20 protein-coding genes are annotated in these 24,475 nt (G+C 54.9%); 8 read left to right on the top strand and 12 right to left on the bottom strand.

Annotated elements, in window-relative coordinates; all coding sequences use genetic code 11:
• On the top strand, window positions 1-1,066 hold a 1,066-nt coding region (locus QA596_00005; protein ID MDG5765825.1), incomplete at its 5' end, for an MFS transporter.
• A 123-nt stretch (window positions 1,067-1,189) separates the two neighbouring features.
• On the opposite strand, the gene QA596_00010 is transcribed toward QA596_00005, so the two are convergent.
• Window positions 1,190-3,385, bottom strand: coding sequence for a glutamine synthetase III (locus QA596_00010; protein ID MDG5765826.1), 2,196 nt, complete (start codon window positions 3,383-3,385; stop codon window positions 1,190-1,192).
• Between the two features lie 242 nt (window positions 3,386-3,627).
• Here QA596_00010 and QA596_00015 point away from each other — a divergent pair, with 242 nt between their 5' ends.
• Genes QA596_00015 through QA596_00025 form a run of 3 tightly spaced genes read left to right on the top strand, consistent with a single transcriptional unit; the run spans window position 3,628 to window position 7,537 of the window.
• Window positions 3,628-4,506 carry a 1,4-dihydroxy-2-naphthoate polyprenyltransferase gene (locus QA596_00015; GenBank protein ID MDG5765827.1) on the top strand — a complete coding sequence of 293 codons (879 nt, stop codon included), beginning with the start codon at window positions 3,628-3,630 and terminating at the stop codon, window positions 4,504-4,506.
• A 35-nt stretch (window positions 4,507-4,541) separates the two neighbouring features.
• Window positions 4,542-5,942, top strand: coding sequence for an enolase C-terminal domain-like protein (locus QA596_00020; GenBank protein ID MDG5765828.1), 1,401 nt, complete (start codon window positions 4,542-4,544; stop codon window positions 5,940-5,942).
• The gene (locus QA596_00025; GenBank protein ID MDG5765829.1) at window positions 5,942-7,537 is read left to right on the top strand and encodes a fatty acid--CoA ligase family protein; all 1,596 of its coding nucleotides are present in this window, start codon (window positions 5,942-5,944) and stop codon (window positions 7,535-7,537) included. The genes QA596_00020 and QA596_00025 overlap by 1 nt, the downstream gene beginning before the upstream one ends.
• A gap of 30 nt (window positions 7,538-7,567) precedes the next feature.
• On the opposite strand, the gene purB is transcribed toward QA596_00025, so the two are convergent.
• The 4 genes from purB to htpX form a co-directional block, all read right to left on the bottom strand.
• Window positions 7,568-8,863, bottom strand: coding sequence for an adenylosuccinate lyase (gene purB, locus QA596_00030; GenBank protein ID MDG5765830.1), 1,296 nt, complete (start codon window positions 8,861-8,863; stop codon window positions 7,568-7,570).
• 24 nt (window positions 8,864-8,887) lie between these two features.
• Window positions 8,888-10,360, bottom strand: coding sequence for a hemolysin family protein (locus tag QA596_00035; GenBank protein ID MDG5765831.1), 1,473 nt, complete (start codon window positions 10,358-10,360; stop codon window positions 8,888-8,890).
• A gap of 196 nt (window positions 10,361-10,556) precedes the next feature.
• Entirely contained in the window at window positions 10,557-11,003 is a 447-nt protein-coding gene (locus QA596_00040; GenBank protein ID MDG5765832.1) for a single-stranded DNA-binding protein, read from the bottom strand.
• Between the two features lie 286 nt (window positions 11,004-11,289).
• Window positions 11,290-12,153: a zinc metalloprotease HtpX gene (gene htpX, locus QA596_00045; protein ID MDG5765833.1), complete on the bottom strand. Its 864-nt coding sequence runs from the start codon at window positions 12,151-12,153 to the stop codon at window positions 11,290-11,292.
• 275 nt (window positions 12,154-12,428) lie between these two features.
• Between htpX and QA596_00050 the strand changes: the two genes are divergently transcribed.
• A complete protein-coding gene (locus QA596_00050; protein ID MDG5765834.1) occupies window positions 12,429-13,883 on the top strand; it encodes an alkaline phosphatase in 1,455 nt (484 codons plus the stop codon).
• A gap of 4 nt (window positions 13,884-13,887) precedes the next feature.
• On the opposite strand, the gene queG is transcribed toward QA596_00050, so the two are convergent.
• Together queG and QA596_00060 are read right to left on the bottom strand one after the other, a co-directional pair.
• On the bottom strand, window positions 13,888-14,898 hold the full coding sequence (gene queG / locus QA596_00055) for a tRNA epoxyqueuosine(34) reductase QueG (protein ID MDG5765835.1): 1,011 nt from the start codon (window positions 14,896-14,898) through the stop codon (window positions 13,888-13,890).
• Between the two features lie 11 nt (window positions 14,899-14,909).
• Window positions 14,910-16,085 carry a hypothetical protein gene (locus QA596_00060; protein ID MDG5765836.1) on the bottom strand — a complete coding sequence of 392 codons (1,176 nt, stop codon included), beginning with the start codon at window positions 16,083-16,085 and terminating at the stop codon, window positions 14,910-14,912.
• 189 nt (window positions 16,086-16,274) lie between these two features.
• Here QA596_00060 and QA596_00065 point away from each other — a divergent pair, with 189 nt between their 5' ends.
• Complete coding sequence (locus tag QA596_00065) at window positions 16,275-16,868, top strand: outer membrane beta-barrel protein (GenBank protein MDG5765837.1); 594 nt, start codon at window positions 16,275-16,277, stop codon at window positions 16,866-16,868.
• A gap of 103 nt (window positions 16,869-16,971) precedes the next feature.
• Here QA596_00065 and QA596_00070 read toward each other — a convergent pair whose 3' ends face one another.
• From QA596_00070 to QA596_00090, 5 genes are all read right to left on the bottom strand, one after another.
• A complete protein-coding gene (locus tag QA596_00070) occupies window positions 16,972-17,556 on the bottom strand; it encodes a sigma-70 family RNA polymerase sigma factor (GenBank protein MDG5765838.1) in 585 nt (194 codons plus the stop codon).
• A 200-nt stretch (window positions 17,557-17,756) separates the two neighbouring features.
• Window positions 17,757-18,617 (bottom strand): 50S ribosomal protein L11 methyltransferase, encoded by an 861-nt coding sequence (prmA, locus tag QA596_00075; protein ID MDG5765839.1) that lies wholly within the window; start codon window positions 18,615-18,617, stop codon window positions 17,757-17,759.
• Entirely contained in the window at window positions 18,604-19,644 is a 1,041-nt protein-coding gene (locus QA596_00080) for a M28 family peptidase (protein MDG5765840.1), read from the bottom strand. Before QA596_00080 ends, prmA begins: the two co-directional genes overlap by 14 nt.
• Before the next feature lie 29 nt (window positions 19,645-19,673).
• Window positions 19,674-21,209, bottom strand: a complete 1,536-nt coding sequence (locus tag QA596_00085; protein ID MDG5765841.1) for an amidase family protein — start codon at window positions 21,207-21,209, stop codon at window positions 19,674-19,676.
• Between the two features lie 29 nt (window positions 21,210-21,238).
• Window positions 21,239-21,490 carry a twin-arginine translocase TatA/TatE family subunit gene (locus tag QA596_00090; GenBank protein ID MDG5765842.1) on the bottom strand — a complete coding sequence of 84 codons (252 nt, stop codon included), beginning with the start codon at window positions 21,488-21,490 and terminating at the stop codon, window positions 21,239-21,241.
• Window positions 21,491-21,687: 197 nt separating this feature from the next.
• Here QA596_00090 and QA596_00095 point away from each other — a divergent pair, with 197 nt between their 5' ends.
• Together QA596_00095 and QA596_00100 are read left to right on the top strand one after the other, a co-directional pair.
• Window positions 21,688-21,933 carry a DUF2795 domain-containing protein gene (locus QA596_00095; GenBank protein MDG5765843.1) on the top strand — a complete coding sequence of 82 codons (246 nt, stop codon included), beginning with the start codon at window positions 21,688-21,690 and terminating at the stop codon, window positions 21,931-21,933.
• Between the two features lie 225 nt (window positions 21,934-22,158).
• Window positions 22,159-24,399, top strand: coding sequence for a BamA/TamA family outer membrane protein (locus QA596_00100; protein ID MDG5765844.1), 2,241 nt, complete (start codon window positions 22,159-22,161; stop codon window positions 24,397-24,399).
• The last annotated feature ends 76 nt before the right edge of the window (window positions 24,400-24,475 follow it).

Raw genomic sequence — 24,475 nt, forward strand, 5'->3', positions numbered from 1 at the left:
GCAGACAGTATCCGGAACATTCGGGGTGCTCTCCTACTTTATCGGCGCTGTCTTTGGTAACATCACACTGCTCTATTTCGGAGTATTTCTGGTGTTCTTCTTTTCGGTGATCCCCCCTTTCTTCGTTAAGGAGCCAAAGTATCTGGGGCGCTACGGGGAGGATGAACAAGACATCGCCCGTGAAATTGACGGCAAGGAAGCGTCGCCGCAAAGTGTGAATCAGGCATCCCTGTATCAGATCTTGTTCAGTATCCGGCCGTTGTGGGGTTTTCTCATGTACGGGATTTACGCCATCATCAAACGGCTGAGCGGTCTGGAATTTCCGGGGTATTACTTCGAAATGTTTGCTCTGGTCATCACCATATACCTCATCGGAGAGGCGCTGTTTCGGTCGGAGGACGGGAAGACCGGAGAGGAGGCCGGAAAGATCGGGTTCCAGAAAGTACTTGCGGCACATTCGTTCTCCTGGATTGCCGCTCAGAGCATGTTCATCTACTTTTTTGCGTTTGTCGACTACCGGCTGCCGGGCCTATCCGACGAGGGGGTGGGTTCGGTTGTGAACTGGAGCTTTTTCTCGCTCAACCTGGTAGCGGCAATTATACCGGTTCTGATACTGGGTCCGCTTGCCAACCGTTACGGGCGGGTCAGGGTTCATGCAAGTGCCCTGGCGGTCATGGCTGCGGGATACGCGCTGATCGCGTTTCTCGGACAGTCACCCTATGTGTTTTATCTGCTGATGGCGGTTGTGGGCATCGGGTGGGCCTCCATCATCAGTTTGCCGTTTGCAATCATGTCCCAGAAAATAAACCAGGGGCAGATGGGTCTGTACATGGGACTGTTCAACCTGTCGGTCGTTCTGCCACAGCTGGTTTCCAGTTTTGCCGTCGGCGATATCGTACAGGCCGTGGACAACAAATCGATCCTGATGATCATCTGCTCGGTAACCGTGGCCTTTTCTGCAGCCGCATGGTATCTGGTGAAGGAACCCAAAGACGAAATGACCGAGAACCCGGCTCTGCTCGATGAAGAACTGGAGAAAAAAGCGGAAAGTGGTGAAAACCCGTAAATAAAAAAAGAAGTCCGGGCCGCTCTCACGACACCGGACTTTCTTTTTCCTCCTGTTGCGTCAAGAAGTATCGTTGGTTTCGCTGCGGGAACACCTCCCGCAGTGTGACCAAATTCGCTGCGCTTATTTCACGAAAAGCATTTCGCGATAGGACGGAAGCGGCCAGTAATCATCCGCCACCACCTTTTCGAGCTTGTCGGCAATTTCGCGCGTTTTATTCATTTCCGGGAGCACCACATTGGCCAGGTGGGCTGCTTTCTCGGGGATGGTGTCGCCGCCAAGGTCGGCATTGGCCGCCCCGAGCTTGTCAACCTGCGCAATAAGCTGGGCAAGCAGATCATTTACCTGTTTTGCCAGTGTATTGGTTGTGGATACATCCAGGCCGGAGCTCTTGCCCAGATCACCTGCGGCAAGTATTTCATTCAAATACCGGATGGTAGCGGGAATCACCATGGTTCGTACCACGTCTTCGGTGGTTTCCGCTTCGATATTCAGCTTTATGAAATACTGTTCCAGGTAGATCTCGAGCCGCGACTCAAGCTCGTGTTCGGCAAGCACATTATACTTTTCGAACAGTGAGACCGTGCTTTCGGCCGTAAGGTACGGCATGGCATCGAGCGTGGACTTGAGGTTGAGCAGCCCGCGTTTCTTCGCCTCAACCTGCCATTCCTCGGAATAACCGTCACCGTGGAAGAGTATCGCGTCGATTTCCTCAAAGGTCTCCTTCAGAACTGCCCCGAGAGCTTTTTCGAAATCACCTGTTTTCGCAATCTCTTCTTCAAGCAGGGTTGTCATGCCGTCGATGGCCTCGGCCACCGTCACATTCAAAATGGACGCCGGGAAAGAGACAGTCTGTTCGGAGCCCACGGCACGGAATTCAAACTTGTTGCCGGTAAAGGCAAAGGGCGAAGTCCGGTTTCGGTCACCCGCATGCTTCGGAATGTCCGGAAGCACCGGAATACCAAGGCCAAGCAGACCGCCTTCTTTTGAACTGGTGGCGCCACCGTTTTTAATCTGCTCGACGATATCCTCCAGCTGATCGCCCACATACGCCGAAAGGATGGCCGGCGGAGCTTCATTGGCACCGAGCCGGTGGTCGTTTCCGGCACTGGCAATGGATGCGCGAAGCAACCCCTGATGGTCATATACTGCCTTGAGCGTAGCGGCGAAGAAGAACAGGAACTGCATATTGTCATGCGGACTGTCGCCGGGCTCCAGCAGGTTTCCGCCCTTGCTGGTGGACATGGACCAGTTGAGATGCTTGCCGCTGCCGTTCAGGCCCGCAAATGGCTTTTCATGAAGCAGACACTCCAGGCCGTATTTTTTGGCGACTTTTTTGAGGATAATCATCGTCAGCTGCTGATGGTCGGCCGCCACGTTGGCTTTCTCAAATACCGGCGCTATCTCGAACTGACCGGGTGCCACCTCGTTGTGACGGGTTTTGACCGGCACGCCGAGACGGTAAAGTTCCCGTTCGGCTTCGAGCATGAAGGAGAGGATGCGATCCGGAATGGATCCAAAATAGTGATCGTCCAGCTCCTGCCCTTTAGGCGGCTTCGCTCCAAACAGGGTACGGCCCGATGTCATAAGATCAGGGCGACGATAGAAAAACTCCTGGTCAATCAGGAAATACTCCTGCTCAAAGCCTCCGGTCGAGTTTACCCAGTTGACATCCTCTATGCCGAAAAGCTTCAGCGCACGCAATGCCTGCTTGTTGAGGGCCTCGGTTGATCGCAGAAGCGGAGCTTTGAAATCCAATGACTCCCCCTTCCAGGAAGCGAACACCGACGGAATACAAAGCGTGGAACCATTACCGTTTTCGATAATGAACGCCGGAGAGGTAGGATCCCAGGCGGTGTACCCGCGCGCTTCAAACGTCGGGCGCAGGCCGCCACTGGGGAAACTGGAAGCATCCGGTTCACCACGCATCAGATCGTTGCCGGAAAACTGGGTGATCGCGCCTCCACCCTGATTCGGTGTGATGAAACTGTCGTGCTTCTCCGCCGTTGCACCGGTGAGCGGCTGAAACCAGTGTGTGTAATGTGTCGCCCCTTTTTCTGATGCCCATTCTTTCATAACCACCGCAACAGCATCCGCAACCGTTTCATCCAGGGGCTCATTGTCACGTATGGTCTTCTTCAACACCTTCCAGACAGATTTGGGAAGTCTCTCCTTAAGCGTATCGATGGACAGGCAGTTCTCACCGAATATCTCCGAAATATTCATATCCAGCTTGTTTGAACCGTTTCGGGCCAGGAGGTTCTCTTCTGCTTTTCTGACTGCTTTCAGCGCATCAAATCTTCTATATGTTGTACTCATCAATCACATTCTTTTAGGTTTTCGGTTGTACTCACGTTGGTGACGCTGACACAAGATAAATTATTAATGCAAAAAATCCATAATTATTTAATTAAATGATATCAACTGACTAATTTTTTCAATCTAATTGCCTTTTTTATGCATATAAATCAAAAAAGCGCTTACAACCTGGAGAAGGGACGCATCTTTCTGTCTTTTCCGTATTTTCCGCTACATTAATTTTTTTTATAGCTCGGATTTCTATGAATTTTTCTGTCTGGATAGAAGCGGCACGCCTTCGTACCCTTCCGGCTTCACTCGTTCCTGTAATGACCGGTGGGGCCCTGGCCTGGCAACACGGACTTTTTAACGGATGGATTACCTCCGTCGCACTGTTTTCCGCCATCCTGATTCAGGTTGCCACCAACTTCGCCAACGACTATTTCGATTTCCTGAAAGGTGCCGATAACGACGAACGCGTGGGTTTCACCAGAGCCTCTTCCACCGGAGCCGTCGCCCCCCGTACCATGCTTGCCGCCGCTTTTGTCTCTTTTCTGATGGCGTTTCTGCTGGGACTTATTCTGGTCTCACATGCCGGGTGGCCCATCCTGGCCATCGGCCTGCTTTCTATTGCCGCGGGAGTGCTTTATACCGGCGGACCCTTTCCGCTTGCCTATAACGGCCTGGGAGATGTGTTCGTTTTTCTGTTTTTCGGCCTGGCAGCGGTTATGGGAACCTATTATGTAAACACTCTTGAGTGGTCTGCCGAATCCTTTTGGGCCGCTGTTGCCGTGGGGGCTCTCTCCACCATGATCCTGGTCGCAAACAACTACCGGGACGTCGATACCGATCGCAAAGTAAATAAACGAACCCTGGCCGTGCTGCTTGGAGAACGTTTCTCTCGCTGGCAGTTTCTCGTTCTTATGATGCTCGCTTTTTCCATCCCCCCGCATTTTTATTTCCGGGAATCCTACCCCCTCGTTATTCTGCTTCCCATGATCCTCCTGCCATGGGGCGTTCTCCTGGTACGTGCATTCTGGCGGGAAACCGACAAGGCCGTCTTTAACGGCATACTTGTGAATACGGCCCGACTGATGACGGCCTTCGGCCTTCTTTTTGCAACGGGTATCGTCCTTTCGTAGTTTTTTACGAACCCGGCACCCCGTTATTCCTCCCGATGAGCAAGGAACTGACCCTGTACCGATATCGCCTGCCGTTTCGCATATCGCTGCGGAATGAACAAGGCCTGACGCGTCACCGCAACGGAGTGATTCTTGGCGACGGAGAGGCTCTGTGGACCGAAATCGCACCTCTTCCCGGTTTTTCCACCGAATCCCTGGACGACTGTGTGTCATTTCTGATGAAGAACCGGGAATCTGTGCAGCGACATTTCCGGAGTCAGAGCCTTGGAGAGTGGCTGCAGGATGACTTCATTGCCGAAGAGTTTGCTGCACTGCCATCGGTGCGCTTCGGCCTCTCCATGCTGGCCGCACAGCAGCAGGCGTTCTCATCGGAGCTGCCCCTTTACGCCCTGTTAACTCGTACCCATTTGCCGGAGCATCCTCAACTACTCCGGCGCCCTGATGCTTCTTGTGGTGAGCCCCCTTCACATGACCCCGCTGCTGACGCCCCTGGCGGCCGGGAAAACGTATCTACATCCGCCGGCCGGCACCGGTCACCCGCCGGAGGGGAGCATGCCGGACAAGCACCTGCACACATCACGCATGCCGGTCATGTTGTGCGATGCAACGGAATTGTCGGCCAGGATACTCCGGAAAGAATGCTGCAGTCTGTGAAGGCGCTCCAAAATGGCGGCTTTACCACCATCAAATTAAAACTGCCACCCTCGGTTCGAGAGGCGCTGGATCTTTTCCGCACCCTGCACCAGGCTTATCCCGGCCTTCGCTTCCGGCTGGATGCCAACGCCGCGTTCTCCCCGGACGACGCGGCCCGGCTTCTGGAGGGGCTTTCGGAATTCAGGGGTCCCCGCCACCGCTCTTCCACGGAGCCCCCTTCCGCTCCAATTGAATACATCGAGGAGCCGTTGAACCGGGGCAGTTTCCGGCAGTGGAACCGGTTGCGAAGCTTCGGCATCCCGATCGCCGCCGATGAAAGCGCCCGCACCGCAGATCAGATCTCCCGGCTGCTGGAGGAGGATGCTGTCGACGCCATCGTACTGAAACCGACGCTATACGGTTCGGCACAGGAACTGCATGGTCTGGTGGATCTCGTCAGAAATCACAACTACGCCCGTTGGTCTGACGGCAAGACCCGACCGGTGTCGCTGGTCGTCTCTTCAGCGCTTGAAACATCCGTCGGCCGCCAGCTTCTTGCACATCTGGCTGCCTGTGTGGACATGGTTCTAAAACCCGAGGCCCACGGCCTGGCAACCGGCCACCTGTTTGAAGCGGATTTCACGCTTCGGACACATCCGGAGGGTGTCGCGCGCGGTGCAACTGCCTCATCGCACAAATCCGCTGCTTCACTCACCATCGAAGAACCCGAACCTCCCAATCCCGAGATAATGCTGGCGGCAGAACCCGGAGTCGGCATGCGCCCCGTACCCCAAAACCGGTGATGAATACTTCCCGACACACATATCACTCTGACTCGATTTTCCTGACCGACGGCAACAGCACCGTTTATTACCGCGATCTGGCTGTGATTGCGCACCGCGTCCGAACACATACGGAGTCCGCCGACTCTCCGGTGATCGCCATTGATACTTCCGACCGCTTCCAGGCGATTCTATGGATGGCATCTTGCTGGATGGCGCACCTTCCCTTCGTGCCTTTCCACCCGGAAGATCCCGCACCACTGGGAGCCTTTCAACCTGATCTCATCGTGTCGCCGCATGCCGTTACAGCTAATCCGGCCGCAATAGCCTTTACTGAGCTGGCCAGGCCGACTTCTCACGACGATAGGGATTTGGGTCGCGGCAGCACATTGCCCGGTGCGCCTACTTTGTCCGGAGTCTCTTACAAGCTCTATTCTGAACGCGTGCAGGCGCACGGCACCCAACAGATCCCCCGTGCCGACACATCCGGGTTTCCGGGTGTGTCAGAGCTTCACTCCCACCCCGATCGTGTGTTTTGCGGACTGCTCACATCCGGCAGCTCGGGTCTGCCAAAGCGGGTTCCCCTGTTGCGCAGGCAAATGATCGCCGCCGCCGCAAATGCCGGCTTGTCGTCTGCTTCAACCGATAATGTCCCGGCAGAGTCCCTTTGGGGCCACCCCCTGCCCCTGTACCATGCCGGGGGCGTAGCCATCGTATTTCGGGCGCTGTTGAGCGGCACAGGGATTTTTTTATGGGATGGGTTTGATGCCGGAACAATTCTCAGAGCGCTGAAAACAAACCGCGCCATCAGACGCATTTCCCTGGTTCCGACCATGCTCAAGCGGCTGGTGGATGAAGCCGGGCGCCGGGAGTCTCACCCTATTCATTCGCTTGACTGTGTGCTTGTCGGCGGAGGCCCCTATACAACGGAGCTGGAGGCCCGCGCCCGCCGGCAGGGTTGGCCGGCGGCGTTCAGTTACGGAATGACCGAGACGTGCGGACAGATTTCAGCGCAAAACCCGGATGGAAGCAGTCCGGCAGGCTCTGTAGGGCGGGCGCTGCCCGGCCACGAGGTGCAGATTACCGATCGGAGAAATCAGCTCCTGCCGTCGGGTGAAACCGGCATACTGCAGGTCAGAGGCCCGCAGGTATTCGATGGTTATCTGCCGGAACAACAGCTATTGAAAGCATATCGCCCGGGTGGTGAAGGCCCGGAGCCTTCCCGATACCCGTGGTTCGAGACCGGCGATTATGCGAGACTCGACTCTGATGACCATCTGTTCATCGAAAGCAGGAGAACGGACATGGTTGTAACCGGAGGGTTGAACGTACCGGTGGCGGATGTGGAAGCTGCGCTCGCGGGCATTCCCGGTGTCAGGGACGCCGCAGTTACGGGTCTGCCCGACGAAGAGTGGGGACAGATTCTGGTGGCCCTGGTGGTTGCGGATGGAGAGATTTCAGCGGAACAACTCCAGCAAACGCTCGCCGGACAACTTCCTCCCCACCAGGTGCCCAAACGGCTGTTCCTGACCGACCATGTACCGCGATCGTCTTTGGGAAAAATCCGGCGCGAAAAAGTGAGGCAGGAGGCTTCCAGGCTGCATCGCCGGCGGTAACAGCGCGCCGACTTTTCGCAAACGGTGGTGCTATGAGAGTCCGGCCCGCTTAAAGATTACATCCACATTTTTTGTGTGATGGTTCAGGTCGAACGCCTCTCCGATCTCCTTCTCGCTCAGATGGGCCGTGATGCCTTCGTGCCGCTCCACCAAATCCCGGAAGGCCTTCTTCTGTTCCCAGGCTTCCATGGCGAGAGGCTGGACCAGGTCGTAGGCGTTTTCACGCGACAATCCCTTGTCGATCAGCATCAGCAGCAGGCGTTGTGAAAAAACCACACCGTGGGTCTTGTCGATGTTGGCCTTCATATTTTCGGGATAGACGACCAGCTTCTCAACCACTCCGGCAAACCGATGCAGCATGTAGTCAAGCAGGATAAGCGCGTCGGGTATGATGATGCGTTCGGCGGAAGAATGGGAGATGTCGCGTTCGTGCCACAACGGGATGTTTTCAAAAGCCGTGACCATGTAGCCACGAAGAACTCTTGCGCATCCTGCGATATTTTCGGAACTGACGGGGTTCCGCTTGTGCGGCATTGCCGAGGAGCCCTTTTGCCCCTTACCAAACCGCTCCTCCACCTCGCGGGTCTCGGTTTTCTGCAGGTGCCGAATTTCAACGGCGATTTTTTCGAGGGTGGAACCGATAAGTGCGAGCGTTGACATGTAGTGGGCGTGGCGGTCGCGCTGCAGAGTCTGAGTGGACACCGGAGCGGCTGACAGGCCCAGGATCTCGCAGGTGTGGGCCTCCACTTCCGGAGGGATATTGGCAAACGTACCAACAGCGCCTGAGAGCTTGCCGAACTCCACATCTGCAGCAGCCATTTCGAAACGCTTGAGGTTTCGCTCCATTTCGCTGAACCAGAGCGCGCATTTGAGTCCGAAGGTGGTCGGCTCGGCGTGCACACCGTGAGTACGGCCCATCATGACCGAGTACTTGTGTTCCAGGGCTTTCTCCCTGAGTACCTTCAGAAACCGCTCGAGGCCTTCGCGTATAATGCGGTTGGATTTTTTCAGACGCACTCCAAGAGCGGTGTCCACGACATCGGTGGAGGTCAGGCCATAGTGAACCCACTTTTTTTCCTCACCCAGCGACTCCGACACGGAGCGGGTAAACGCCACGACATCATGCCGGGTCTGCTCCTCGATCTCATGGATTCTCGCTACATCAAATGTGGCTTTCTCGTACAGCCTGTCTACATCGGCTTCCGGAATAATTCCAAGCCGGCTCCATGCCCGGCAGGCCGCCAGTTCGACCTCCAGCCATGCCTGAAACTGTTCCTTCTCAGTCCAGAGCGATGCCATTTCTTCTCGGGAATATCTTTCAATCATACGTCTGTTATTATTCGGACAAGTTTACGGGGCCGGGTTCTGCGACCCTGACTGATTCCGGTTGTGTTTGTCCGTCTTATCATGTTCATCACTATTATCATGCGCTTCCGGCGCTTCCGGCGCTTCCTGATCACTCAGCACTTCCACTTCCACTTTGGTAAGGCGGTTGTTATCCATCTCCATGACTTTAAGCTGGAGCTCCTTGAAGGTGACGGTCTCCCCTTCTTCCGGAATTCTTTCCAGCAGATAATAGACCAATCCTCCCAATGTTTCATACTCATCCTCGTCCGTGGTCAGGTCCATGGAAAGGATGTCGGCCATATCATCCAGGTCAATTTTGGCATCAAAAAGATAGTTGCCGGATTTGTTTCGCGTATAGAGCTCAACCGGCTCGGTATATTCATCGGTGATTTCACCTATAATTTCTTCAAGTACATCATCCAGGGTAATGACTCCTTCCGTTCCGCCGTACTCATCCACAACAATGGCAATATGGGTTTTCAACTGCTGAAACTCGCGCAGCAGATCATCCAGCTTTTTTGTGGTTGGGACAAACAACGCCTTTCGGGCAAGTGTTTTCCAGTTGATCGTCGCGCCACCAAGTTCGCTTTTTATATAGGGCAGCAAATCCTTGGAGTGGATAACGCCGATAATATTATCCAGGTCGTTTTCATAGAGCGGCAGCCGCGACACCCCCTTTTCCCGGATGATGTCCAGTACCTCCTGCAGGGTATTTCCGGTATTGATCGCCGTGATATTGACCCTTGAGGTCATAATCTCACGAACATAGGTATTGCCGAATTCGATAACATTTTCAATGATTTCCCGCTCGTCGCCATGAATTGATCCATGCAGCTCTCCAACTTCCGCTATCGTCTTCAGGTCGTCCGTTGAAATGGCATCGGAGGGGCGCGGGATACTTTTCTCAAGAAAACGGGTTCCCTGCGCAATCAGCCGGGCCAGCGGTGCCAGGATGAAAAAGAAGAAATAGAGCAGCCAGCTCAGTTTTCTGGAAACGGCAAGGGGCCTGTTCAGGGCAAGCAGTTTGGGCGTTATTTCCGCGAGAATCACAATGGTGATGGTCAACACCACCACTTCTATGGTGAAGATCAGAAGCTGTGGCAGTCCAAACAGCGCAATCAGTCTGCCGGTGAGTACCGCAGCTCCCACAGCGGTGATGATGTTCGCGAACGTATTGCCGATCAGAACTGTGGCAAGCAATTGCCGGGGGCGTTCCAGCATATGAAGCACCCTGGCGAGGGCACGGTCCTTCTTCGCCTCCTCGATGGTGCTGCTATCCACCTTCTTGTCGAGAGAAAAGAAGGCCACTTCCGCTCCGGAGAAAAAGGCGGAAAAGATGAGGCCCAGAACGATGACAATTACCAATACAAGAAAATCAGCCGGATTGACCAGCAGGGATTCAAAAGTACCGGTATCAGCGACGGCCTGGAATCGGTCCGGAAGAATCATTGCCTGAAACAACAGCGGAATAATCAAAAGAGTGCTGGTATCGTTGGGTTATGGATGCACCGGCATTTCACATTAACCGCATCTTCAGCCGGATCTGTCGTAACGGGTTAACAACAGATGGCAAGATAAGGATATCCGGTGAGCCGGTATAGCCCAAACTCAATTTTCTTGCCGCCATTTTTCCAGTAACACTTCATGATGTCAGCCCGCCCTGCTGACTGATTCAGAAGGGCAGGTCATCGTCCACATCCACAATCTCATCGCTGGTGTTGGCGCCTTCCTGCCTGCTTTGCTGCTGCCGGGCCTGTCCGGAGGAACCTCCTCCCTGGTCACCTTCTCCCCTGCTGTCCAGCATCTGCATGCCAAGAGCCTTGATTTCCGTGGTGTACTGCTTCTGACCGTCTTTGTCCTCCCAGGAACGCGTCTGGATAGGCCCTTCAAAATAGGCCTGAGAGCCTTTGGTCAGGTATTGCTGACATATCTCGGCCAGCCTTCCCCATACAACCACTCTGTGCCATTCCGTTGTCTCCTGCCATTCGCCGTTTTTATCCTTGTAACGGTCGCTAGTCGCGACACTCATGTTGGCAACAGCGGTATTGTTTTGAGTATAGCGAACCTCAGGGTCTGCTCCCAGCCGACCGATGATCATTGCTTTGTTAAGTGATCCCATATTGTTATCGATTTATCTCTGATTTACTTTTTAAAAACAAGACACTCCGGACCGTCACTCCTTACACTTACAATATTTGCTACATATCGCCTTTCTGTTGGATATGGAGACAAGAAAAGACATGGCAGTCCACACTGCGTATGGTACCGATTCCGCACCCCATATTCAAAAAAGATTGCTGTCGATTCCATCACTCCCGGGAAGGCGCACCGGCCATGCGGGTTGTAATATTCCGGAGAGAATCAACCACAACATTCAAGGCAGAGTGGACCGGCTGCGCAATGATTCAGGAATACCGGCCGGTTTTCTCCATTTCCATCAGTTTTTTAATCCTGAGCTGCGTATCCGGATGGGTGGAAAAAAGCTTACTCATGCCCCGGGCCGAAAACGGATTCACCGGAAACATGTGGGCGGTAGACCGCTGGGCCGTTTCGGATGCCTGCATCGGTATGCGCTCCACAGAGGCCTGAATTTTACGCAGCGCGCTGGCCAGGCTTTCGGCGCTCCCGCAAATTTCGGCCCCTACGCGGTCCGCTTCAAACTCACGGGTCCGGGAAACTGCGGCCTGCAGCATGGCGGCCGCCAAAGGCGCCAAAATAAGGGTCAGCAGCAGGACGATCGGGTTGGGGCCGTCTCCGCCTCCGCGGCCGATCGGCAGAAATATGGCAAACTGGGCGATCATGGTAATAGCACTCACAACCGTCGTAACAATCGTCTGCGTGAGGATATCGCGGTTTTTGATATGGGCAAGCTCGTGCGCCATAACCCCTCTCAGCTCTCTCTCATTCAGGCTGCGAAGGATCCCCTGTGTTGCCGCCACCGCAGCATGGTTGGGGTTGCGCCCGGTGGCAAAAGCATTCGGCTGTTCCTGGGGAATAATATACACTTTGGGCATTGGCAGGTTCGCCTTCTGCGAAAGCTCCTCGACCATATTGTAGAATTGCGGGGCATTATCCCTGGTAACCTCTTTGGCACGGTACATCTTCAGCACGAGCTTGTCGGAATACCAGTAGCTGAATCCGTTCATCATAAGTGCAAAAACCAAAGCGATGACCATCCCGGTCTGCCCGCCCAGCAAATTACCAATGAACAGAAACAGAAGGCCTACCAGCGCCATCAGAAATACAGTGCGAACAGAATTCTTGAGCATCTTAACTTTCCTCCAATCAATTATTACCAGACTTGTTTTCCGGAGTATAACTTGCCGGAATGCAAAATTATTATCCGAACAGAAAAACACCCGTGAGCCGGGAAACATTTCGTTTTTTACAGTTTAATAATCTCTTTTTTTTTATTCTGCAGATGGCAAATGAAACCACTGCCGGCATCGTATGTACACGGACGCGGCCTGACCCGGGCGCTCATACCCGAATTGAATCGTGAGGCCGACCGACTTTTTCCACAAACTGCAAAATACAACTTACCATGCGACAATCCGATCAGAAAAAAAACGGCTCCTTCAACCGCAGGGACTTTCTCAAAACCGGGGCGCTGTCCGGTCTGTTTATTGGCTCCGGAGCGTTTGTTACCGGCTGCAGCCCCCAAAGTAACGGCGTGGCACGGCCGGGAGATGTCAAGAATATCATTTTCATGGTAAGTGACGGTATGAGCAGCGGAACCCTCGCAGCCGCCGATCAGCTGCTCCGCCGCAACTACGGCCGGCCCTCAAGCTGGATTTCGCTCTACGAATCGGGAAAAGCGACACGGGGCCTGATGGACATGGCATCGGCCAGCTCCGTCGTCACCTGTTCCGCCGCCGCATCGAGCTCCTGGGGGTGCGGGCAGCGTGTCAACAACGGAAGGGTGAACATGACCGAGGATGGCGAGCCGCTCACACCCATCCTGAAGATTTTCCGGGATGCGGGCAAGGCGACCGGACTGGCCACCACCACCACCATTACCCATGCCACACCGGCCGGTTTTGGTGCCAACGTGATGGAGCGCGGCGACGAGCAGACTATTGCCGTCCAGTATCTGGAACGCGGATATGACCTGCTCCTCGGCGGCGGTCACCGGCATCTGGCTCCCGACCGGCGCGAGGACGGCCGCGATCTCTATGCCGAATTTGCAGAAGCCGGCTACCGTATCGCCAGAACCAAACAGGAAATGCAGCAGGGTGAAAACAGTAAAAAGCTTCTCGGCGTCTTCTACAACGGCCATCTCCCCTACAACCTGAATCATATCAATACCGAAGAGTACCGCCGTGACATCCCAACCCTGGCTGAAATGACCGAGACCGCCCTCGCACAGCTCTCCGGCAAACCCAACGGATTTATCCTGCAGGTGGAAGGCGGACGAGTAGACCACGCCGCCCACGGTAACGACGCCGCCGGCCTGGTTTATGACCAGATCGCATTTGACGATGCGGTCGCCAAAGCGGTTGCTTTCGCCGAAGGGCGCGATGATACCCTGGTAATCATCACCACCGACCATGGCAACGCCAACCCGGGCCTTAGCGGCACCGGTGCCTACTATAATGATAGCGGACCCGCTCTCGACCAGCTCGCCGATTTCCGTTACACCAACAGCTGGATGCTTCGTCAGCTCAATGAAAACAGCTCGGTAAGTAGTATCCGTGAGACGGTTGAGTACGCTTCCGGAATTGCGATCGGCAGGGATGAGGCGGAAATCCTGCGCAAGGCTTTTGCCGGTGATTATCAAAACCTGAACCGGGGGATGAGCCGCCCCGCACAGGTGATGGGGCAAATTTTTGCCAATTACCTGGCATTCAACTGGGTAAGTGGCGCCCATACTGCCGATTACGTTGAACTTGCCGCCATGGGTCCCGGCAGCGAAAAAATCGGAGCGTTTACCAGAAACACCGACCTGTTCCATCTTATGGTGGAACTGGCGGGAGTTCAGCAATACGCTGAGGTATAAGAGGTTACGGGCGCCGATGGAGCGGGGCCGCCGATCGGTTGAGATACCGGTTTTCCGGATCCCTCACATTGGCGCCTGCCACCCGGATATTGCGCTTTAACCCTTCGAATTTCGCCCGCTTGACGGTACTTTTCCGGAAGAGCTCCCGATATTCGTGGAGGTTCAGCTCCTCCCAGTAGTTAATGTCACGGTCGGCGCTCTCCGGCCGTGCGAACAGGCGTTCTTCCGCCCCTGGCTCCGCCCTGCGGTTCCACGGGCACACATCCTGACAAATATCGCATCCGAAAATCCACTCCCCCATCTGTCGGTGGTACTCCTCCGGGATTTCATCGCGCAGTTCAATGGTGAAGTAGGAGATGCACTTGCTGCCGTCTACCTTGTAAGGTTCGTAAATGGCATCGGTCGGACACGCGTCAATGCACCGGGTGCAGGTTCCGCAGTGGTCGGCTACCGGCGCATCGTAATCAAACTCGACATCCAGTATCATCTCCCCCAGGAAAAACCAGGAACCCTGGTGACGGTTCAGCACGTTGGTGTGCTTGCCCAGCCACCCAATGCCCGACTCCACCGCCCAGGCTTTGTCCAGTACCGGCGCCGTATCCACAAACACGCGGCCTTCGACATTGCCGGTGATCTCCGCGGTAAAGGCATACAAATCAAACAGCTTCTCCTTGACGACCTTGTGATAATCATCGCCCAGCGCATACTTTGATATTTTGGGATTCTTCGAATCCACCTGCATGTTCGCCAGTTCGGGCTGATGGTAACTGATCATCAGCGAGACCACCGACCGGGCACCCGGCACCAGCTTTCGGGGATCCACCCGCTTGTCGAAGTGGTTCTCCATCCATTGCATGGATCCGTGCCGTCCCTCCCTGAGCCACTGCTCCAGATGGCTCTCTTCCTGCTCCAGGCGCCGTGCACGGGCGAATCCGACACCGTCGAATCCCAGGCGAAACGCTTCACGGCGAACAAGTTCGGTTCTTCTGGTGATGTTGTTGATGATGCGATCCATAGCACTGCATTTCAGCGGTTCGGGGCGGACGATGAACGGCCATCGTCATGCTTCTCCTCTACGGGGTCCGATCCTCCGGAATCCCCCGGGTCCCCCTCATTCTCTTCGGATTCAGCGGCCGATCTACCATCTGGAGCCGAGATGATCGCATCCCGCAACCGGCGCTGAAAATCCTCCTCATCCTCGGCCAGATCCCGCAGTTTCCACTGCTGAATGCCGACCTGCTGCTTGACGATCTCAATGGAGCGGTCAATGGTCTCGACCACCATGCGGTTCAGTTCCGAATCTTCCTCTTTCAGCAATATCGCGTCAAACAGAATGTCGGCAGATTCATCAATCAGCAGGCGGTTTCGATCGGAAGCCAGGTCCTGCATGATCCCGTTAATCACGTTGAAGGTGATGTCATGGATTGCCTGGCTGATGGTTTGCCTGATCAGCGATCCGAACACCGGAATCTGATCCAGCCGGGCCATCTCCCGGTTCTCCTCGACAGCCAGGCTGATGCGTTCCCGCACATATTCCCGGATGTCTTCGCGGTAGCGGGCGTAGTTATCCGCCGACACCTTCTCCACACGATGGGAAATCCACTCCACCAGATTCTCCTTCTGGGGCATGACCACCTCGCCAACGATGCGATCGACAACGGGTCCGCCGTTTCTGACCTCCTGCTGGATATCGCTCAATATGTTGAGCGTCACCTTGTCCGACAGCTCCCCAATCAATATGCCGTAGTACTTTCGAATAAACGAAAAAAGTGCAGTCTCACTCAGGTCGATGATCCCGCTCTTCTGCAGCCGGTACACAATGGAAAAGATCCTGAGCAGTCGCAGGAAGCGAAATCCGCCCAGCGGGATGCACCCCAGCAAATCATAAAAGTGGATAAACGGGAAAAAAAACCAGCGATGATACACTCTGTGATATATGGCCATCCCCCAGCGAATGAAAAATTCGGTCAGAAAAACCGAGATAAACATCAGGTCGATGAGTATGAAACGCGGGTGGATGGCAGAGGCGTACCAGTCTGTAAAACCCGGCGCGATGGAATAGAGTCCATCACGCAGAATCTCATACTCAAAAAGCCAGTCAAAGACGATCCAGGTCAGGTTCACCACCAAAAGCAGGATCATCAGGGCATCCAGCGCAAAAAAGGAAAAACGGGAATGTGAGCGGTCTTCTCTGTTCGGCATGCCACAAATTACTACTCGGAGTAAACTATCCCAATCTCTTTTTGGAATCTTTTGCGTTCTGTCCGGGCATTTGTATATTAGGGCACTCCTTCCTTGTAATTTAATCACTTAGAGATAAGTCAGGTTGCGCCTGTGAAGCTGTCCGACATGAAAACGAGAAGGAATGCAACACCAACCGTCAACGGCCGGATGGCTACACTGTATCTGTATGTGCAGCTGTTTCCCGGCCGGAAAATGATAACCAAACCCGACATGCATATCATGAAGTCAACCAACAAAATCCTTTCACTGACCCTGATACTCTCCATTACGCTGCTTGCCCACACCGGCGCTATGGCCCAGCAAAACGATGGTTCCGATATCTTTATCGGCGGCGGACTCACCTACGGAGAATCGATCGATGAACTCGGCCTGCAACTTGGAGGATACTACATCTTTAACGAAGACTTCCGGTTCGGCGGTGATTTTATCTACTGGTTTGTCGATTCTCCCCAGGATGCATCCAACACCTTCTTCGAGTTGAATGGCAACGCCCATTACCTGTTCTACCGGGAGGGTGATATCACGCTTTACGGCATCGGGTCGCTTGGTATCCATTACAACAGCTTCGAGGTGACCTTCAACGGCGGCAGCATTTCCGATTCCAACACCGACCTGGCACTTGGCGTGGGTGCTGGAATTGAGTACAATGCCGGTCCGGTGCTGCTTTACGGTGAACCCCGTTTTTTCCTTACCGGATTTGACCAGCTGACACTCTCTTTCGGAGTGCGCTTCGGTATTTAACCCTTGCGGAATTCACGCGCCAATGCTTTTTTTCGCGGCGCGGCAGTGATCTGCGATGCCGGTTCCAGCCGGGATTCCCCAGCGAAGCCCGCTGGCCGGTATCTTAATAAGCGCGAATACGATCCTTCAGGTATTTGTTAAGCAACTCCCTCGCCCGGAAAATGTGCGCCTTCACCGTACCCAGCGGCAGATTCAGTTCTTCGGAAATCTCTTCGTAGCTCATCTCATCCATATGCCGCATCCGGATGACCAGCCGGTATTTCTCCGGCAGGCTCTCCACCGCGTCCCGTATGAGTTTGCGTCGCTGCTTTCTGATGATATCACGGTCGGTTCCGGACGTCTCGTCCGCAATTTCCATCCTCATCTCTCCATCCTTACCAGGCACAGGCTCATCGATGGAGTATGTCTGAAGCTTTTTTTTACGCAGAAAATCGATGGTGTGATTTGTGGCGATCCGGTAGATCCAGGTGGAAAACGCGTACTCCCTGTTATAGGACTTCAGGCAGTCAAACGCCTTCAGAAATGCCTCCTGGACCAGATCCTCCACCACATCCCGGTTCCTGACCATTTTCAGCACATGGAAATACAACGGCCTCTGGTACTTGTCAACAAGCTGCTGATACGCTTTCTGATCGCCGGAAAGCGCTGCCTCCACCAGTGTAATATCTTTTGTGCTGCTGTTGCTCATTGGGTACCTGTCAATAATCCGAATCCTGATTTGATTGAACCGGCCGGAAACTGGGCTAATTATTTCCGCAGAAAATATAGCAAGAATCCGGTATGAATTCTAAGCCGTTTCTGCACTTTCGCCGCCGGGTATCTTCACTTTCACTATCTGGGTAACCGCACTTGCGTTGCCGGATATCTATTCATTCGCTGCCGCTGTTATCAGCTTTTTTTAAGCACCAGAGCAAGCCATTCGTTTTCCTGCCGCGAATCGGTACACTCAAGAGAAGCATAGGCGGGGTGAGCCATTATGGCCGTGCGGTCTCCCTCCAAAATTCCGGAGAGCAGCAGGCGTCCGCCGGGAGCCAGGCGCCGGGTGAGTTCGTCGCCCAAATCCAGCAGCACGTTGCGGTTGATATTTGCCAGGATCAGGTCGAACCGTTCTTCATCCTGAATCTGTTCGGAGGAACCGATTCGAATCGCAAGCCGGCCGGCCACCCGGTTCAGCGCCGCGTTTTCGTTCGCGTTGTCATAGCACCACGGGTCCAGGTCAATGCCGACGGCCTCGGAAGCGCCCAGTTTGAGTGCGCCGATGGCCAGAATTCCGGTTCCGGTCCCCATATCCAGCACCTTGTCGCCCTCTGCCACACTGCCCGGCAGCAGATGCAGCAACAGTCGCGTGGTTTCGTGATACCCCGTTCCGAATGCCATTTTGGGATCGATGGCGATCGCTATCTTGTCAGCAGGCACGGGTTCGTCCGTCCATGTGGGGTGGATGTGGAAGGAGCCGATGGTCTGCGGACGAATCGTCTTCTCCCACTCCTCATTCCAGTTCCTCTCCTCGACGCGCTCTTCCGAAAGGATGCGGCACTCTTCCGGCAGGCCCGAAAGCCACTCTTGCAGCCGTTCCCGCAGCGCATCACCATACTTCTCCGGTGAAATCCATGCCGAGAGCAGGGCCTCCTGCTGTTCAAATGCCTCAAAGCTGTAGTCCAGCAACTCCCCGATCACCAGCTCCTGCAGCTCGTCAGGCACCTGCAAACGGACGTTCAGGTGCGCCACCGGTTTTCTATTGGCGTTCATTCTGCTGTTTTCCGATTCGTGTATAGATGAAATGGGTCATCACCTCACCGACGGCCTGCAGCGTCTCCCGGCTGATGATCTCCATGTTGTCGTCGTGGGTGTGCCAGTATTCCGGGAAACGGACGCCGCCGCTTTCCGGCGGTTTATGGTGGATGATGTTGATGGTGGGGATACCGGCGTCGCGATTCACAATCCAGTGGTCATCGGCAATCGTGGATCCCCTGCGATCGGGGAACAGCTCCTCATACCCAAGTTCGGCCGCCTGTGCCCAGACTTCCCTGACCAGCTGCGGGGCGTACTGCATCGAAAAGCCCTCTTTGGGAAAAACCGCGCCTTCACCGCCGACCATATCCAGCAAAATCCCGAACCGGGGCCGGTAGCCGGGCACCGGCGGATTGGCTGCCCAATGGCGCGCACCCAGGAAGTAGTAGTCCAGGTCGCCCTCATGGCCGTAATCCTCACCGTCAAACAAAATGATATCCACGCCAACGGGCGGGGGATGGTCGCGAAACAGCCTGGCCAGCTCCAGAAGTACACCGACACCGCTGCCGCCATCGTCGGCTCCGGGAATCGGCTCGTGCCGCAAACGCGGATCGCCGTCACGTTCCGCTCTGGGTCGCGTATCCCAGTGCGCCAGCAGCATGATCCTGTCGGTAACATCGGGCCGAAACGAGGCGATGATATTTCCCATATCATAGAGATCCTCTTCGTATCCGACGTGAGTAAAGCGCTGAATGAAGACCGAACGGTTACCTGCATATTTGCGCAGGGTTTCTGCGAGGTACTCCATGGCCTGCGCGTGGCCGGCCGAACCGGGGTTCCGCGGACCAAACGCTACCTGCTGCTCGATAAAATGATATGCCGAATCCGCAGAGAAAGCCGGCACATGGCGGTCGCGGTCAACCAATCCAAACCGGTCATTATCCGCCTCCGAGGAGCACGCAATGGCACCGAAACAGAAGATCAGGGCCGCCGGCAGCAGCACCCGCCATCGGCAGCAGGTAAATGGTTGTAGGTGAAGTGACATGGGAAGTAGAGAGAAATACAGTGAGTATTTCAGCCAGCGGCATTTTCCGCCAGCAGCGCGGCGTTGAAAAGCTGTGGCTCCCGGAAGGCATCCGCCATCAGCTGAACTCCGATCGGCATATTGTCGGCATCGTGCCGGCCGGCCGGAACGCTGATGCCGCAAATCCCGGCAAGGTTGGCCGATATGGTATAGATATCGTTGAGATACATTTGGAGGGGGTCGTCCAGCTTGGATCCCAGGTCGAAGGCCGTTGTCGGTGCTGTCGGCGAGAGGATCACATCCACTTCGGAGAAGGCGTTCTCGAAATCCTGCCGGATCAACCGGCGAATGCGCTGCGCCTTGCCGTAATAGGCCTCATAGTATCCGGCACTGAGCACATAGGTGCCGAGCATGATACGGCGCTTCACCTCCGGCCCGAAGCCTTCGGTCCGGCTTTGCTTGTACAGGCGGATCATGGGGCTGTCCATCGCGTTCAGTTCCTGCTGCAGGGCCGCGGTATCCGTCCCGTTGGCGGTTACGGAAGCCCGGATCGCGGCCTCCTCTTCCTTGAGCTCTTTTCTCACTTTCTTCATGTCGGCCCGGTGTCCGTAACGGATACCGTCAAAGCGCGCCAGGTTGCTGGAGGCCTCCGCGGTTGCAAGAATGTAGTAGGTGGCGATCGCATACTCGAGGTGAGGCAGGCGAATATCGACCAGCCGCGCCCCTTTCTGCTCCAGTTTGCGCGCAACGCCCATCACACGTTCACGAATCACAGGGTCCAGCCCCTCTCCGAAATACTCGACAGGGATGCCCACTTTTATGGCGGGATCGGGTTTCTCCAGCAGCGCGGGATAGTCGGGCACGGGGCGGGCGGATGAGGTGGCATCGCGGGGATCCTGGCCGGCGATTGCTTTCAGCAGAACCGCGGCATCGGTTACATTTGTCGCAAGCGGACCTATACAATCAAACGAAGAGGCGTAGGCGATCAGGCCGTAACGGGAGACCCGGCCGTAGCTGGGTTTGAGTCCGACCACACCGCAATACGACGCCGGCTGGCGGATGGAGCCACCGGTATCGGTTCCGAGGGTGGCGCCGCACATGCCTGCGGCCACGGCCGCCGCGCTCCCCCCGCTGGATCCACCCGAAACCTTCTGCGTGTTATGCGGGTTTTTAACCGGTCCATGGATGGAATTTTCGGTGGATGACCCCATGGCGAATTCGTCCATGTTGAGCCGGCCGACGATCACCGCATCCTGTTCCAAAATCCGCTCAACCACCGTGGCATCGTAAACCGCCTCGTATGATTCGAGCATCCGCGAAGCACACGTCGCCTTGACACCTTTTTGGCAAAGCACCTCCTTGATCCCCATAACCGCACCGGCAAGGGGCCCGGCACTGCCCGCCTCGATCTTTTTCTGAACGGCCGCCGCCTGCTCCAGGGCCTCATCCTGATGAAGCTGCGTGAATGCGTTGATTTCGGGATTGGCGGATTCAATTTGCGAAAAATACCCGGATACGAGATCAGTCAGGGATGCTTCCCCGGCTTCCACCGCCCGGCGCGCACTTCGGATGCTAGTGTAATTCAAAACGAATAAATACGATTTCTGGGAGGATTTCAGTTATCGGACTTCTGCTCTTCTTTGACCGTTTCCTTCTCCGGCTCTTTTTTGCTCTTCTGGTCACGTTCCGAAATAGTCGGTTCACTGGAACCTTTTTCGATCTCCTTGCGTATGTCGGAAGAAGCTTTTCGAAACTCTGTAAGTCCCTGACCCAGGCCTCGAGCCAGTTCCGGAATTTTTTTTGCACCAAAAAGAAGCAGCACCGCCAACGCGATAACCAGCCACTCCATGCCACCGAATGATCCCATAAAAAAACCTCAGAAAAATGTTAAAAATTTACGTTTCTTTGCTACCTGAGAATATCGTAAAATAGCAAACTTTCTCGACAGGGTTAACCCCCGGCAAAATTATTTTGTATTGATGCCGTTAGGCACTTGAATTTCTCCATAATTATTGGTTTATAACCCACGAAACTTGATAACGCATAAAATCGGATTTAGTTACTATGATTTGGACCGTTGAACTTGCTGCGACCCTGGAGGACGCCCCCTGGCCGGCTACACGTAACGAATTGATTGAGTGGGCCGAGCGCAACGGATGCCCTCAACAGGTCATCGATAATCTCTATGAGCTGGACGAGGAAGATGATACTCCATACGAAAGTATTGAAGAGATCTGGCCTGACTACATCATGAAAGAGGACTTTTTCCACGGAGAAGAGGACGAAGGATTTGACTATGATGACGTGTGATCGCCACGCCGGCTATCTTTTTTAACGCCGGGTGAATGCGATAGCCAGAATGTAAGTTCCAACGTCCTTCTCTCAGCATCTATTTGGCCCGCAGAATAGATTGTATTCTGTATCCTTGCCTTTACGCTCACTTTTTACAGAGATAAATCATTTTTGAAATTCGTATCGGGTGTCTTTGGATTGTGCTTTCTGCTCGGTATTGCTGCGCCTGCGATCCCGGCGCCGATGGAAGCACCTTCGGTACAAACAGAGGCTGATACAGATTCTCGCTCCCTCGAAGATCTGCGCATACGGCGCGTGCGGTTTGTAGGTAACGATGCGTTCAGCAACGGGCAGTTGCAGTCAATCGTCAGAACACGGCCCAACCGGAGATTTCTCGGAATACCGGGCCTCACCATGTGGTACCAGCTGCACAAAGTCTGGGACCGGCTGGGTGAACCCCCCGCCCTGCTGGACCTGGCTGTTCTCAACCGCGATCTGGAGCGCCTTACCAACTTCTACGAATCTCAGGGGTTTCGCGAAGCGCGCATTGATACCAACCTCACTCCGTTCGACCGGGAACGGCTCGAAGTTTCTTTCATCATCCAGGAGGGGGAACAGTCACGGCTGCGGGAAATCTACTACAGCGGAATGCCTGTAATCGGCTCCGATACCGAGATTTTCGAGTTCTTCAGCGACAGCGAGTTGATCACCCGTTCTGTCAACGACACCACCTTCGTTTCGGGCCTGCCCTTTACGTACGAAAAGGTAGGAGCCGAGCGCAACCGCATCCTGGAGCACCTGCGCAACAACGGCTACGCCTCCGCCAACCGCGATTCCGTACTGGCCATTGTGCGCGAAGATTCCGTGAATACGCAGGAGCTGGATCTGATGTTCCGAATTTTCCCCGGTTCACTCTACCGATTCGGGGACGTTCACGTGCAACTTGCCGGGCCCGAGGGGCAGCTCGACAACGTACGAACCGACACCCTGTCCGGTGAACCGTATACCGAAGACTCCCGCCAGATCGTAATCCGTGTCGATGAATCGGCAAAAACCCGGACCGGTCTCCTTGCCGACCAGCTCATATTCAAACCCGGAACACTCTACAGCAACAGGGATTACCGCAACACGATTACGCAGTATCAGAACCTCGGCATGCTGACTGTCAACCAGTTCAGCCATAGTGACGACGGCTCCCTGCCCGACTATTCCAGAGAGCTGCTGCCGGTATTCATTCGAATGCAGACTCTTCCGAAACACCGAATTCAGCTGGACTTCTACGGCATGAGACGGCTCGGATTCGGCGCCGGCGCCGGTTTGCGTTACATCAACAACAACCTGTTTCGCGGAGCCGAAAATTTTGAAATCGGGATGCAGGGCAGCTTCGAGTATGTCGGCGGAACCCTGCTCAACAGTACCGAGCTGAGCACCGCCTATTCCGTGCAACGGCTGAATTTCCCGTTTCGCCGCCTGGACCAGACCCCGTTTTTCCTGAATGCCACCACCCGGTACCGTTTCAGCTGGGCCCAGAGTACCCAGGAAAATTTCACTATCAACACCAATTTCCGGTTCAATAACCAGTTCGAGGTGCGGCACCGACCGCAAATGGCCAGCCTCTTTGACCTTATCGAGCTGGACTGGCTGGATGCTTCCGCCACCTCCGATTTCGAACGAAACCTCCGCGACCGATTCGACGATATTGTGGTTGAACGCATCCTCGAAGACTTCAACCCGCAATTCAGTTCCATCACCCGATACACGTTCCGGTATGCCAATACCGATCTCATCAAGCGTAACTACGGATTCTTCAGCGAGTCGTCCATAGAGCTCGGCGGAACCATTCCCTGGCTGATGGACCGGTTTATTTTCGACCCGGGAGATGTTCAGGGTACGGTGCCTTCCCTGAGCCTGAGCGACAGTACGCTGACCTACAGCCGTTTTGCCAGGGTTTCCGTTGATTACAGGCGATATATTCCGGTCCTCGAAAACGGAGTATTTGCCTGGAGGGCTTTCGCCGGTTATGCACATGCCTTCGGCACCAACCCCCAGATACCGCTCAACCGGCGCTTCTTTGCCGGCGGCAGTAACGACATCCGCGGCTGGGCGCCACTCAGACTGGGACCCGCCGACCTGGATGCAGGCGCGGGGGAAGCGCCCATCAATGGCGGCGACATAAAACTGGCCGGTTTCCTGGAGTACCGGCACACCATTCTGCAAGGGTTCATCAATACCGACTGGGGCATCGCCGGATTTACCGATTTCGGGAATATCTGGTACGGCTCTCGAAGCCCGTTTAACGAAGGCAAATTCCGGGTTGATGAATTCTACCGGCAGATTGCCGTGGGATCCGGATTCGGTTTGCGCCTCGACTGGGACTACTTCGTCTTCCGGATTGATGTGGCCTACCGCATCCACGACCTTCAGCAGGGCTGGTTTCAAAACAGCAACCCCTACTGGCATTTCGGAATCGGCCATTCCTTTTAGTCCCGCAATCCCCTATTTTCCGGTGTAAAAAAAAACGGCCTGCAGTGCCGATTTCGAGCTTCCGGCAATGGAGTCG

The sequence above is a fragment of the Balneolales bacterium ANBcel1 genome (assembly GCA_029688905.1).
Lineage (GTDB): Bacteria > Bacteroidota > Rhodothermia > Balneolales > Natronogracilivirgulaceae > SLLW01.

Coding starts and splice junctions, on each gene's coding strand:
- QA596_00010 (MDG5765826.1), bottom strand. CDS start 3,385: ATGAGTACAACATATAGAAGATTTGATGCGCTGAAAGCAGTCAGAAAA.
- QA596_00015 (MDG5765827.1), top strand. CDS start 3,628: ATGAATTTTTCTGTCTGGATAGAAGCGGCACGCCTTCGTACCCTTCCG.
- QA596_00020 (MDG5765828.1), top strand. CDS start 4,542: ATGAGCAAGGAACTGACCCTGTACCGATATCGCCTGCCGTTTCGCATA.
- QA596_00025 (MDG5765829.1), top strand. CDS start 5,942: ATGAATACTTCCCGACACACATATCACTCTGACTCGATTTTCCTGACC.
- purB (MDG5765830.1), bottom strand. CDS start 8,863: ATGATTGAAAGATATTCCCGAGAAGAAATGGCATCGCTCTGGACTGAG.
- QA596_00040 (MDG5765832.1), bottom strand. CDS start 11,003: ATGGGATCACTTAACAAAGCAATGATCATCGGTCGGCTGGGAGCAGAC.
- htpX (MDG5765833.1), bottom strand. CDS start 12,153: ATGCTCAAGAATTCTGTTCGCACTGTATTTCTGATGGCGCTGGTAGGC.
- QA596_00050 (MDG5765834.1), top strand. CDS start 12,429: ATGCGACAATCCGATCAGAAAAAAAACGGCTCCTTCAACCGCAGGGAC.
- queG (MDG5765835.1), bottom strand. CDS start 14,898: ATGGATCGCATCATCAACAACATCACCAGAAGAACCGAACTTGTTCGC.
- QA596_00060 (MDG5765836.1), bottom strand. CDS start 16,085: ATGCCGAACAGAGAAGACCGCTCACATTCCCGTTTTTCCTTTTTTGCG.
- QA596_00065 (MDG5765837.1), top strand. CDS start 16,275: ATGGCTACACTGTATCTGTATGTGCAGCTGTTTCCCGGCCGGAAAATG.
- QA596_00070 (MDG5765838.1), bottom strand. CDS start 17,556: ATGAGCAACAGCAGCACAAAAGATATTACACTGGTGGAGGCAGCGCTT.
- prmA (MDG5765839.1), bottom strand. CDS start 18,617: ATGAACGCCAATAGAAAACCGGTGGCGCACCTGAACGTCCGTTTGCAG.
- QA596_00080 (MDG5765840.1), bottom strand. CDS start 19,644: ATGTCACTTCACCTACAACCATTTACCTGCTGCCGATGGCGGGTGCTG.
- QA596_00090 (MDG5765842.1), bottom strand. CDS start 21,490: ATGGGATCATTCGGTGGCATGGAGTGGCTGGTTATCGCGTTGGCGGTG.
- QA596_00095 (MDG5765843.1), top strand. CDS start 21,688: ATGATTTGGACCGTTGAACTTGCTGCGACCCTGGAGGACGCCCCCTGG.
- QA596_00100 (MDG5765844.1), top strand. CDS start 22,159: ATGGAAGCACCTTCGGTACAAACAGAGGCTGATACAGATTCTCGCTCC.